The following is a 12,296-nucleotide window of genomic DNA, read 5'->3' on the forward strand; positions in this document are numbered from 1 at the left end:
ACGATGGCGGAGAAGGCGACTGCGGGCACCGAGGACCGGAGCACTGAAGACCAAAGCGCGGAGCACCGGGTCACTGAGGGCCAGAACACTAAGGACCTGAGCGCTGAGGACCAGAGCGCTGAGAGCCAGGGCGCTGATCGCCAGAGCACTGAGACAACTGCCGGGGAGGTCGACTTCGGTCGGCTGCCGGGGGTGCGCTTCAGTGCGCTCGCCTTCGACGTCGACACCGGTGAGCGGGTGTTCGCCCACCACGCGGACGACGAGCTCGACACCGCGAGCATGGGCAAGGTCTTCCTCCTCCATACGACCCTGCAGATGATGGTCGAGGGGAGGCTCGACCTCGGCGAGCAGCTGCAGCGTCGGCCCTCGGAACGCGTCGATGAATCGGGCATCTGGTACCTCATGGAACAGGAGAGCCTGAGCATCTACGACGTCGCCGTGCTCATCGGAGCCTTCAGCGACAATTTCGCGACGAACGTCCTCATCCGAAGGGTCGGGCTCGAGACCGTCGCGGCGCAGGTCGCCGAGCTCGGCTATCGGAACTCCGGACTCCACGACTTCCTCCGCTGGCCGCGCCCGGCGAAGGCGCCGCGGACCCTGTCGACGGGCACCGCCGCAGAACTCAGCGACTTCATGGCCCGGCATGCGAAGGACGAGTTCTGGGACGAGTCGACGAACGAGATCTTCCGCCGCTGGCTGGGTGCCGGCGCGGACACCTCGATGGTCGCCTCGGCGTTCGACCTCGACCCGCTCGCCCACTACAACTATCAGCGGGACGTGTGGGTGTGGAACAAGACCGGGACGGACAGCTCGATCCGCGCGGACGCCGGGATCGTCATGACACCTCGGCGCCGGGTCGCCTATGCGGTGTTCGCGAACTGGGAGAAGGCAACGGACCACGTCGTCGAGGTCATGCCGATCATGCGCGAGGCAGGCGAGGCGATCCACCGATTCCTGTGATGCCCCGCTCCACCGCACGCCGGTCGGCGTCTGCGCAGTGCCGATCCACGCGGGGCCGGATTTCCGCGTCGCCCGCGACGCGGAAATCCGGCGCTGCGTGGAACGAGCATCAGACCACCCTCCGACACTGCCGGACCACCCGCGCACGCCCGCAACCCATCCCCGACACCGAAAGCAGCACATGATCTCCGACGGCTTCCTCTACATCAGCGTCCTCATCGCGATCTCCGCCGGCCTCGTCATCGCCGGCCGCAGCGGCAGGTTCCGGATCTTCGCCTACGTTCCCGGCTTCGTCTTCCTCTACATCATCGCCGCCCTGCTCAACACGATCGGCGTCTTCGACCATTCGGAGTCGGTCACCGCGGTCGGCGACGGCCTGCGCACCGCCCTGCTGCCGGCGATGATCCTGCTCCTGCTCTTCAAGTGCGACCTGCGGCAGATCATCCGGCTCGGACCCAAGCTCCTGCTCACCTTCGCCGTGACGGCGGCGAGCATCGTCGTGGGATTCCTCGTCGCCTACCTCATCCTCCGATCGGTCCTCGACCCGGAGGCATGGAAGGCGCTCGGCGCCCTCAACGCCTCCTGGACGGGTGGGTCGGCGAACATGGTCGCCGTGCAGGAGATCCTCAAAGCCTCCGAGGACGTCTTCGGCTACGTGCTCATCGTCGACACCGTCATCTACTCGTTCTGGCTGCTCCTCATCTTCTCCTCCGTCACCGTCTCCGACCGCTTCGACCGGTGGACGAAGGCGGACACCTCGAAGCTCTCCGTCGCCGAGGCGGACGACGAGGACGAAGCACCCCTGACCCTGCCCGCCCTGTTCGGTCTCCTCGGCTTCGCGCTCCTCGTCTCAGCGCTCGCGATCCAGGCCGGTGAACTCCTGCCCGAGGTGGGCACCGTCATCAATGCCTCGACGTGGACGATCCTCATCGTCAGCGTCCTCGGCCTCGCCATTGGCTCGACGAGGTTGGGCCGGATCCGAGGGTCCTCGGAGCTGGCGACGATGATGCTCTACATCATCATCGGCATCATCGCCTCGGGATCGGACTTCACCTCGCTCACCCAGGCGCCGCTCTACCTCGTCGCGGGGCTCATCGTCATCGTCGTCCACGCGGCGATCATGCTCGTCTACGCGAAGCTGACGAAGACCGAGCTGTTCAGCATCGCCGTGGCGAGCACGGCGAACATCGGCGGCATCGCCTCGGCGCCCGTGGTGGCGGGGGCGTTCAACCGACAGCTCGTGCCTGTCGGAGTGCTCTTCGCGCTCATGGGCACGTTCCTCGGCACGTTCCTCGGCCTCGCCTCGGCGCAGATCATGTCGGCGCTCGGATGAGGCGGGTAAGGCGCCGGCTCGAACGAGCAACCGCCGCGTACCCTGAGCACAACGACCCCTCGACCCTGACCGGAAGGACCCTCCATGACTGACACGACCGACACCACCCCAACACCCGCCCCCACGGGCATCGACGTCTTCGACGGGCACAACGACCTTGCGTGGTGGCTGCGGGAGGAGCGCGACTACAGCGTCGAGGGGCTGAACGACCCGCAGGTCTCGCCGTTCACGACGATGGACCAGCTGCGCGACGGCCGCGTAGCGGCACAGTTCTGGTCGGTGTACGTCCATTCCTCGACCACGGGCGCCGATGCCGTCGTCGCGACGTGGGAGCAGATCGACGCGGTCCGCCGCTTCGTCGCCGCCTACCCCGAACGCCTGCGCTTCACCCGCACCGCCGCCGAGGTGGCCGCCGCCCGAGACTCCGGCCGTGTCGCCTCGCTCATGGGCGTCGAAGGCGGACAGCAGATCGACGACTCCCTGGCCATGCTGCGCAGCTACGGGCGTGCCGGGGCGCGGTACATGACGCTGACCTGGTCGACGACGCATTCGTGGGCGGACTCGGCGACCGATGAGCCCCGACACGGCGGGCTGAGCGCCTTCGGCCGCGAGGTCGTGGCGGAGATGAACCGGACCGGCATGATCGTCGACCTCTCCCACGTCGCGCCCACCGTCATGCACCAGGCCCTCGACCTCTCCAGCCTCCCGGTGATCTTCAGCCACTCGTGCGCCGGCGCCCTCAACCCGCATCCGCGCAACATCCCCGACGACGTCCTCGACCGGCTGCCCGGCAACGGCGGTGTGGCGATGATGACGTTCGTGCCCTCGTTCGTCTCCCGCGAACGCTGGGACTGGGCGGAGGCCGGGGAGAACGGCCCCGCCCCCGAGGTGACCGTGGCCGATGTCGCCGACCACTGCGACTACGTGCGCGAACGCATCGGCATCGACCACGTCGGCCTCGGCGGGGACATCTGCGGCGTCGACGAACTGCCCATCGGCCTCGAGAACGCCGGCGCGTACCCGAACCTCTTCGCAGAGCTCTCCCGCCGAGGTTGGTCCCCAGCCGACCTGCGCAAGCTCGGCTTCGACAACGCCTTCCGCGTGCTTGACGCGCACGAGGACGCGTACGTGGGCTTCCTGGGGGAGTCATGACCCGCATCCTCGTCATCGTCAACGACGTCGACTCCCACCTCGGGAACTTCGCGAACTGGATGATCCGGGTGGGCGTCGAGTTCGATGTGCGCATCGGCCCGGTCTCGGGTGCGCCCGGGGCCGGCGAGCTGAGAGCGTACGACGGGCTCATCCTCCTCGGCGGGGGCTACATGCCCGACGAGACCGACCGCGCACCCTGGCTCGCGGGCGAAGCCGATCTCGTCCGCCGCGGATTGGACACGGACCTGCCGATGTTGGGCGTCTGCCTCGGCGGGCAGCTCATCGCCCAGGTCATCGGCGGTGAGGTGCGGGCGCGGACGGGGACCCCGGAGAAAGGGTACACGTGGATCGACCTCACCGAGGCGGCCGCCGAGGACCCCGTGTTCGCCGGGGTTACGCCGCGGTCGGCGTTCCTCGAGAGCCACGTCGATCGGATCGTCGATCTGCCCGCCGAGGCGGTCCTGCTCGCCACCAGCCCCGCATGCCGGTTCCAGGCGTTCCGGGTCGGACGGGCGTGGGGGACGCAGTTCCATCCGGAGGCGAGTTCGGACAACATTTCCCGTTGGGATCCCGAGAACCTCGCTGAGCTGGGGTTTAATAAGGAGGTACTCCTGAGAGAGGCGAGCGAGCGGGAGGCGGACAGCCTCGGCGAGGCTCAGACGCTCTTCAGCGCATTCCTCGCGGTCGTCCGTGAGGGGCAGCGCCCGGAGCGGTCGTGACAACGTTGTCGAAATGAGTTCGGAGGAATCGTGAGTCACAGCGAGAGAACCACAGCCGAGGGCGCTGCGGAGTCGGAGCAGCCGGAGACCCTCAAGCGGGTGATGGGCCCGAAGCTGCTGCTGCTCTTCATCGTCGGCGACATCCTCGGCACGGGCGTCTACGCGCTCACCGGCAAGGTCGCCGGACAGGTCGGCGGTGCGGGCTGGCTGCCGGTCATCCTCGCGTTCGCGGTCGCGATGATCACGGCGTGTTCGTACATGGAGCTCGTGACGAAGTATCCGCGCGCCGCGGGTGCCGCGCTGTACACGCACAAGGCGTTCGGAATCCACTTCATCACGTTCCTCGTCGCCTTCGCCGTGCTCAGCTCGGGCATCACCTCGGCGTCGACGGCGTCGAACGTGTTCGCGGCGAACATGGTCGCAGGCTTCGGCTGGGACCTGCCGGACAGCGGCACCATGTGGATCGCGTTGGGATTCCTCGCGATCGTCGCGCCATCAACCTGCGCGGGGTCTCGGAGAGCGTGTGGTTCAATGTCGTGCTCACGCTCGTCGAGCTCACTGGTCTGCTGCTGGTCATCCTCGTCGGGTTCTTCGCCCTCGGGTCGGGCAACGCGGACTTCTCACGTGTGATCATCTTCGAGACGGCCGATGACAAGAGCGTGTTCCTGGCGATCACGGGTGCGACCGCGCTCGCGTTCTTCTCGATGGTCGGGTTCGAGGACTCGGTGAACATGGTCGAGGAGACGAAGGATCCGCAGATCTTCCCGAAGATCATGCTCACGGGCCTCTCGATCACCGGCGTCATCTACGTGCTCGTCTCGATCGTCGCGGTGGCCGCGGTGCCGATCGGCGAGCTGGCCGCGAGCGAGACGCCGCTGCTCGACGTCGTCCGGGCCGGCGCCCCGGGGGTGCCGATCGATGCGATCTTCCCGTTCATGACGATGTTCGCCGTCGCGAACTCGGCGCTGATCAACATGCTCATGGCCAGTCGTCTGCTCTACGGCATGGCGAAGCAGAACGTGCTGCCGCCGGTGTTCGCCCGTGTGCTGAAGAACCGGCGCTCGCCGTGGGTCTCGATCGTCTTCACGACGCTCATCGCGTTCGCGCTCATCATCGCGGTGACGACGATCCTGCCCGAATCCGTCACGGCCTCCCTGGGCGGGACGACCTCGCTGCTGCTGCTCGCGGTCTTCGCCGTCGTCAACGTCGCCGTGCTCATCCTGCGTCGGCAGTCGGTCGATCACAAGCACTTCCGGACGCCGACAGCGCTGCCGTGGGTCGGTGTGTTCACGTGTGCGTTCCTCGTCGGCCCGTGGGCCCGCCTCGACGATCTCATCCAATATCAGATCGCGATCGCGCTCATCGGCATCGGCGTGGCGCTGTGGGCCGTGACCTGGCTGTGGAACCGGTCAGTGCGCGGCTCGAGCACCCGCTTCCGCCACCCCGAGGACCTCACGTGAGCGGCGGCCGTCAGGCCGCCCGCGATCGCGGGTCGGCCGTCGCGCGCGGCCGTCGTCAGGCCGTGGTGAGCGGCAGCGGTCCTGCCGTGGTGAGAGGCCTCCACTTGCTCCCTACCCATCCGCCCGAGCGAGGCGGAACCGACACGAATGCGAAGGTGAACCGATGACCATCATCGTGGGCTACGTCAACACTCCGGCGGGTCATGCGGCCCTCGACACGGCGATCGCGGAGGCGAAGAAGAACGACACCGACCTCCTCGTCATCAACTCCTCCCACCCGTCGGTGCGGAAGGATTCCCACCGCCTCGGCGAGGCTGAGGTTCGGTCCGTGCGTGACCAGCTCGCCCGCGCCGGGGTGAAGGGGGAGGTGCGCACGCCCGGCAGTGAGCTCGACCCGGCGGAGCAGATCGTCGACACCGCCGCCGAGGTGGGTGCCGAGCTCATCGTGCTCGGCACCCGGAAGCGGACCCCGGTGGGCAAGTTCCTCCTCGGATCGACGATCCAGAAGGTCATCCTCGACGCCGAGTGCCCCGTGCTCTGCGTCAAGCCCGGCCGCTGAGGTTCGGTTGGTCCGTCCTGGCGCTGGCTGATCCGACGAGGCAGGGTTGCCCGGTCCGGAGCAGTTCGGGCCGGATCCGCGAGGCAGGGCGCTCGGCTGACAGAGCCAGGCCGAGTGGCACTGCGAACAGTCACTCTTCGCCGGCGAGCCGGCTCTGGATGAGTTCGTAGTTGACCATCGCACCGGTCTTCACTCCGCTGGCCGCGCTCGCGCCGAGCATCGCCGACATGTCCGCGCTGTTGCCGACCGCCCACACGCCTGGGATGTCCGTGCGTCCGGTGGGGTCGGTCGGGATCGTCGACCCCATGCCGCTGGGATCCTCGACGACCGTGCCGCCCAGCTGTTCGAACAGCTCGCTGTTCGCGCGGAAGAACGGGCCGACCGCGATTGCGTCGACCGTGAGTTCTCTCGCCGAGGTGGTCGCCTCCTCAGCCAGCTCCGCCCTCGAGGCGGACGAACCGTCGGTGCTGTCGGTCGCTGAAACGGCCTGATTGACGGTGGTGTCGGTCGCCGAGGCAGCCGCTTCCACGGTGATCTCGGTTGCTGTGCCATTGCGGCTGATGCCGTCGACGTGGGCGTCGACGAACTCGATGCCGAGGGTCCGCAGCATCGCAGCCTGCTCCTCCGAGGGCGCTGGCGCCTCGTGCCTGAGGAACATGATGTGGTCGCTGAGCTGGGAGAACATCATCGCCTGATGATAAGAGAGCGCGGTCGTGCCGATCACGGCGATCCGCTGCCCTCGCACCTCGTAACCGTGGCAGTAGGGGCAGTGGAGGATGGTGTCGCCCCAGCCTTCGGCGAGTCCGGGGATGTCGGGCAGTTCGTCGGTGAGGCCGGTGGCGATGATGAGGTGCTGCGCCACGACTCGCGTCCCGCGCGCCGTGTCGAGAGCGAACGCGGGACGGATGGTCGAACGGCCGGCGGCGGTCGCCTCGGCGGGGGAGGAACCCCCATCGAGCGCGACGGCAGTGATCACCGTGTCGTCGACGAAGGTGACGCCGTAGCTCTCCGCCTCGGCACGACCCTTGTCGACGAGGTCGAGCGGATCGATGCCCTCGTTGCCGAGGAGGTTGTGCGCATGAGCACTCGTGCGATTCCGCGGTTGACCGGCATCGATGACGACGACTCGGCGCAGCGAACGAGCCAGCGCGATCGCGGCGGCCAGCCCGGCGGCTCCACCGCCGACAACGGCCACCTCAGCGGTGATCGGGGTTGATGTATTGATCTCAGTGGTTGCGCTGGTCTCGGTGGATGCACCGGACTCAGTGGGTGCGCTGGCCTCGGTGGACGCGCTGGCCTCGGAGAGTGGAGTCGTCGTCGGCTCTGGCGGTGTCTGATGTGTGGGGGTCATGATCGTCTCCTCGATGTGTGGGCGGGGAACTCTGCCGGGTGGTCGCGATGGGCTCGGCCGGGCGGCAGTCGATATGCGCGGGACCGATCGGGCCGGCTGGGATGGTGTAGTCGGCTGGCTGGTGCGGGGTTGCCGTCGTGCGGTGGCACAACTACGGACGGTGCTGGTCCCACCGGTTCGGGATGGGACGGCTGGTCCGAGACGGTTAGGTCGGTAGGACCGGCCGGAGTGGTTCGACTGGTTGTGATGTTTCGACTGTCTGGAGTGCTGCGGCCGGCTGGGCGGTTCGACCGGCTCGGGTAGTACGGCGGTTGGCCAGCCGGCCGGTGAGGACGAACTGCGGATCGCGGGTGTCGGGTCGGCTGGCGGCGGACTGTCAGCCCATCGGGAGGCCACCCGGAGGCGAGAACCTGATGAGCCGACATCGGCCAGTGTGGTCCAGCGGCGGAATGGAGCGCAAACGTGTTTGCAGTATTCGCAAAGCACCCGCTCTCGCACCCTGATCAGACGAGTCGACGGTGCCTTCGGTCCGGATCGGAAGGGTTCTCGAGTGCGATCATCTAATGAATTCAAACGAGAAAAAGATATCGAAAAAAGTAGAACAAACATCTATACAAACTGAGTTCATGAGCGTAGCATAGGTCACACAAGGACGTACTCGGGAACGGATTCGGAGGTCATGACTCTCACCCCAGATCGCAGGCGCGATAAGCGCGGAGGTCGCCGCTGGCGTGGCACTCCGGGCTCCTGGTCGCCTGGCTCATGTGGAGAGAGCGCGGTTCCGTTCAGCAGTGAGACCCCGGGGCGGGGACCGCTGGAGAGCTCCGGGCTTGATCCATCGGAGCTGCCAGGACGCCCATCCGAGCCAGCGCCGACGCGCAGGCTCGATCCGCTTGCGCCGCCGGACGACCTCGAGATGCAGGAAGCTCTGAAGAAGCGCGCAGCTGAGATCGACGCCGAACGGAATGCCTGGATGGCGCAGAAGGATGAGGAACGCGAACGCGCAGACGAAGCCAGAAGGAAGGCGGCGGACGCCGAGGACTGGACCGTCGACGACGCTGTCGACGATGGAGCCGGAGGCGCGTACGCTGATGGGGCCGAAGTCAGTGAAGGAGTCGGTGACGGTGGCGTGTCCGCTGATGGGCGGGCGGCCGGTTCCGACCCCTCCCGGGTGGATCGCGACGACCCCCTCGAATGGCTGGCAGCGGAACACAAGCAGATGAGTGAGTTCGAGGCTCACAGGCAGAACGACCTCATTGAGAGGCAGCGGCGAGAGCTCGGTCGGCTGGGTCCTGGGCCCTCGGATGGAGACGTGGGCAGGGGGTGCACGAGCGACCCGAACGGGTTCGAGCGCCCGCGGCGCGAGCGCAGGTTTTCGGACCGGGAGCCGGTCGATCCTTTCCCGCCGGAAACGGCGGACTCGGTTCAGTGGAGAGATGCCGATCGAGTCCGGCGCGATGGCGGCGGCATCGCTCTCCCGTGTGACTCCGATGCAGTGCCGCGAAAGGAGAAGGCCTCCAACGCCGACGACACCGAGACGGACTTCCAGACGAAGCCGCGGCCCGGAGGCCCTGACCTTGCTGATTGCATGGCACCGACCCAACATCCCCTGCTCAGCGAGGAGGCCTGGACCGATCTCGGGAAGATGGCTCCCGAGATGACAGGAAGCATCGAAAGTCTGCGCACGCTCGTCGACGAGCTCGAGTGCTTCTCGCGCCCCATGGGCCCCGATGAAGCAGTCACCATGCTCGACGGCATTGAGACGCTCAACAGGCTGACCGAGGCGCTCTCCGTCGTCACCCTCTCCGTGTTCGAGCGGGTGGGAACGCCGCGCGACTACGGCGCAAAGTCGACGCGCGACCTCGTGAAGAATCGCCTCGGCGTCAATCATGCAGAAGCGTCACGGCGAGTCGACCTTGCCGAGCAGCTCGGCCGGCGCGTCTCCTTCTCCGGAGAATCGCTCGAACCTGACAACCCGGTCGTCGCCGATGCACTGCGAACCGGGACTCTCTCCTCGGTGCAGGCGCGCACGATCACCCAGTGCCTCGACAAGCTTCCGCGTACGACCACCAGCGAGCAGCGGCTCGAGGCGGAACGGATCCTCGTGGAGAAGGCGCCGCTCGTGCACGTGAGGGACATCCGCGTCCTCTTCGCTGAGATCCTCAAATGGCTCGACCCGGACGGCGAACTTCCCGACGACTCGACCCCGCGCGAGGACTTCTCGGTGAACCTGCGTGCGCGCAAAGACGGCACCTGGGACCTCCGGGGGCGGCTGGATTCCGTGACCGGCGGGATCATGCACGGACTGCTCACCTCGCGCATGCAGACCGACGACGACGTGCCGGCTGATGGAGATGTGAAGTCTGACGCAACGGTGCCGACCGGTGCACCATCGAATGACGATCACCTCGCCGAGGCGGACGCCCCCGGGGCGGCATCCGTGCAGCAGGCGGACGGTACGGTCACCGTCGAGGCATCTCCGAACGGCTCATCCCCGGACGATGACACGTCGCTTTCGGGAGATCCGGCCACCGCACACGGCACCGCGGGAACGACGGATGCCTCTGCCGCAATGAACGATGCGATGAATGAGGCAGTTCGGCTCTTCGAAGACGTCCTCCACGGCGATCGCTACGATGCGATCGATCCCACGCCGAGGCTCGAATCGGAACGCAATGGGCGAGTCGATGCGAACGGCGTTGAGGTCCCCGCGGGATACGGAGTCCACGCGGACGGCACTCCCGTGCCGATGAGCTCTGATCAGCCCAGCGTGCGCAACCGCATCTACGAGCGGTTCTCGACGATCATCGGGCACATCGAGATGAACCGAGTCGGCGCAGGGGCGCCCTTCGCGCTCGTCGTCACCGCTAAGGCCGAGGACATTGCGCGAGGCGCCGGCGAAGCGACGACCGGGGCCGCCGAACCGTTTCCCATCGCGACAGCGTCCCGCGACGGGCTCAACGGGGCCGTCTTCTTCCATCTCATGAGCGAGAAGCGCCGCACCGTCAGTGTGCAGACCGAGAATCGGTACGCCAACCGCAACCAGCTCACCATCCTCGCCGCGCGGGACCAGGGCTGCACCTTCCCTGGATGCGAGACGCCGCCCGGGTGGTGCGACGCGCACCATATCGTGCCGTGGGCCAACGAGGGCAAGACTGAGATCAACAACCTCACCCTGGCCTGCAGCGCCCATCACCACCTCATCGACAAAACGGATTGGCATACGATCATGCTCAAGGACGGCAGACCTGCGTGGGTGCCTCCTGCGACGATCGATCCGGCTCGCGAACCGATCCTCCATTCGAGGTTCATCGCCGGCGAGATCGCCGACACCCTCTTCGATTAGCCGGTTTCACGGCTCTGAGGGGACAGGTGTGTCCGCAGCGGTCCTGTTCGACCGTGACCCGCGCGACCGTGCCTCCCGCGACAGCGACTGTGACAGCGACCGCGACCCGTGCGACGGTGCCGCCGTCGAATGTGACCCAGGTCATGGAATGAACCCGTCAAGGTGCCTGTTGCCTTGAACATGGAGCTTTCAATTCTCGACCTGGTTCCGGTCCGGGTCGGACAGACCACTTCCGATGCCTTCGCCGCCTCGCACGAACTCGTCCGCCGGGCCGATGAGCTCGGCTTCACCCGCTACTGGGTGGCCGAACACCACAACATGCCGTCGATCGCCTCGACCATGCCCGGAGCCGAACTCATGTACCTCGGCCAGGGCACCGAACGCATCCGACTCGGCTCCGGCGGCGTGATGCTGCCCAACCACGCACCCCTGGCCGTCGCCGAACTCTTCGCCCTCCTCTCCGCCGTCTACGGCGACCGCATCGACCTCGGCATCGGACGTGCACCGGGAACCGACCCGGTCACCTCGGCGGCCATGCGGGGCCACCTCGGCGAAGGACGCATGGTCGACCGCAACGGACAGACCATCGACCCCGTCGAACAGTTCCCCCAGCACGTCATCGACACCCTCGCCCTCATGACGCCCGAAGGCGTGCGCATCCCGCTCCAAGGTGGGCGCGAGCACACGCTGCGCGCGACACCGGCACCCGTTCCCGGGGCACAGCCGCTGCCGTGGCTGCTCGGATCGTCCGGATACTCGGCCCGACTGGCAGCCGAACTCGGCATGCCCTACGTCTTCGCAAACCACTTCGCCGCCGGCGCCACCACGGCGATGAAGATCTACCGCGACAACTTCACTCCCGGCGCCTACGGCAATGGGCCGCGCAGCTTCGTCACGGTCAACGCCGTCGTCTCTCCCACCGAGGAGGAGGCACGGCTGCGCTCCGAACCCTTCATGCTGCAGATGGCGCGCCTGCGCACCGGCGGCCAGATGGGGCCGCTGCGCCTCGCCGGGGACGACGTCCGCTCGGTGATGACCGACCAGGAGCGCATGGTCGCCGAGGAACTCTCTAAAGACTGGATCGTCGGCGACCCGCAGACCGCGAAGGCGCAGATCGAGGAGCTCGCCGAGCGGTTCGGGGTCGACGAAGTGATGATCCAACCGGTCGCCGGTGCGATGGAGGGCGAAGACCTTCGACAGGACGTGGCACGCATCCAGACGCTCGACCTCCTCGCAGACGAATTCCTGCGGTAGAGGCGCAGGCGGGGGCAGGAGCAGTGTCGAGGTCGCATGGTCGCCCAGTTCGCGCCGGCCGCGACCCTGCAACCCGCGGCGATTGACTCAGGCCGCGACCCTGCGCCAGCCGGTGATCTGCGTCTGACCCGAGACAATGTCCGGGCCAGACAGTAGGATTGT

Annotated in this window: 9 protein-coding genes and 1 pseudogene; 8 read left to right on the plus strand and 2 right to left on the minus strand. The window is 67.2% G+C overall.

Annotated features, from left to right (window positions below):
• Positions 1-3 precede the first annotated feature (3 nt).
• From AAHA49_RS14400 to AAHA49_RS14425, 6 genes and pseudogenes are all read left to right on the plus strand, one after another.
• Complete coding sequence (locus AAHA49_RS14400; protein ID WP_342038767.1) at positions 4-960, plus strand: serine hydrolase; 957 nt, start codon at positions 4-6, stop codon at positions 958-960.
• 181 nt (positions 961-1,141) lie between these two features.
• On the plus strand, positions 1,142-2,293 hold the full coding sequence (locus AAHA49_RS14405) for a DUF819 family protein (protein WP_342038768.1): 1,152 nt from the start codon (positions 1,142-1,144) through the stop codon (positions 2,291-2,293).
• Positions 2,294-2,377: 84 nt separating this feature from the next.
• Positions 2,378-3,445, plus strand: a complete 1,068-nt coding sequence (locus AAHA49_RS14410) for a dipeptidase (protein WP_342038769.1) — start codon at positions 2,378-2,380, stop codon at positions 3,443-3,445.
• On the plus strand, positions 3,442-4,164 hold the full coding sequence (locus AAHA49_RS14415; RefSeq protein WP_342038770.1) for a type 1 glutamine amidotransferase: 723 nt from the start codon (positions 3,442-3,444) through the stop codon (positions 4,162-4,164). The genes AAHA49_RS14410 and AAHA49_RS14415 overlap by 4 nt, the downstream gene beginning before the upstream one ends.
• 30 nt (positions 4,165-4,194) lie before the next feature.
• Positions 4,195-5,624 (plus strand): annotated as a pseudogene (locus tag AAHA49_RS14420) (APC family permease).
• Between the two features lie 163 nt (positions 5,625-5,787).
• Positions 5,788-6,183 carry a universal stress protein gene (locus tag AAHA49_RS14425; RefSeq protein ID WP_259801324.1) on the plus strand — a complete coding sequence of 132 codons (396 nt, stop codon included), beginning with the start codon at positions 5,788-5,790 and terminating at the stop codon, positions 6,181-6,183.
• 130 nt (positions 6,184-6,313) lie between these two features.
• Here AAHA49_RS14425 and AAHA49_RS14430 read toward each other — a convergent pair whose 3' ends face one another.
• Both AAHA49_RS14430 and AAHA49_RS14435 read right to left on the minus strand, forming a co-directional pair.
• Entirely contained in the window at positions 6,314-7,534 is a 1,221-nt protein-coding gene (locus AAHA49_RS14430) for an NAD(P)/FAD-dependent oxidoreductase (protein ID WP_259801322.1), read from the minus strand.
• A 760-nt stretch (positions 7,535-8,294) separates the two neighbouring features.
• A complete protein-coding gene (locus AAHA49_RS14435; RefSeq protein WP_342038771.1) occupies positions 8,295-8,774 on the minus strand; it encodes a hypothetical protein in 480 nt (159 codons plus the stop codon).
• Positions 8,775-9,122: 348 nt separating this feature from the next.
• On the opposite strand from AAHA49_RS14435, the gene AAHA49_RS14440 reads away from it, so the two are divergent.
• Positions 9,123-10,880, plus strand: a complete 1,758-nt coding sequence (locus AAHA49_RS14440) for an HNH endonuclease signature motif containing protein (protein ID WP_259801319.1) — start codon at positions 9,123-9,125, stop codon at positions 10,878-10,880.
• A 180-nt stretch (positions 10,881-11,060) separates the two neighbouring features.
• A complete protein-coding gene (locus tag AAHA49_RS14445) occupies positions 11,061-12,134 on the plus strand; it encodes an LLM class flavin-dependent oxidoreductase (RefSeq protein ID WP_342038772.1) in 1,074 nt (357 codons plus the stop codon).
• Positions 12,135-12,296: the final 162 nt, after the last annotated feature.

This window comes from Brevibacterium ammoniilyticum (assembly GCF_038429965.1).
Classification (GTDB): Bacteria; Actinomycetota; Actinomycetes; order Actinomycetales; family Brevibacteriaceae; genus Brevibacterium; species Brevibacterium ammoniilyticum.

Coding starts and splice junctions, on each gene's coding strand:
- AAHA49_RS14430 (WP_259801322.1), bottom strand. CDS start 7,534: ATGACCCCCACACATCAGACACCGCCAGAGCCGACGACGACTCCACTC.
- AAHA49_RS14415 (WP_342038770.1), top strand. CDS start 3,442: ATGACCCGCATCCTCGTCATCGTCAACGACGTCGACTCCCACCTCGGG.
- AAHA49_RS14425 (WP_259801324.1), top strand. CDS start 5,788: ATGACCATCATCGTGGGCTACGTCAACACTCCGGCGGGTCATGCGGCC.
- AAHA49_RS14440 (WP_259801319.1), top strand. CDS start 9,123: ATGGCACCGACCCAACATCCCCTGCTCAGCGAGGAGGCCTGGACCGAT.
- AAHA49_RS14400 (WP_342038767.1), top strand. CDS start 4: ATGGCGGAGAAGGCGACTGCGGGCACCGAGGACCGGAGCACTGAAGAC.
- AAHA49_RS14405 (WP_342038768.1), top strand. CDS start 1,142: ATGATCTCCGACGGCTTCCTCTACATCAGCGTCCTCATCGCGATCTCC.
- AAHA49_RS14410 (WP_342038769.1), top strand. CDS start 2,378: ATGACTGACACGACCGACACCACCCCAACACCCGCCCCCACGGGCATC.
- AAHA49_RS14445 (WP_342038772.1), top strand. CDS start 11,061: ATGGAGCTTTCAATTCTCGACCTGGTTCCGGTCCGGGTCGGACAGACC.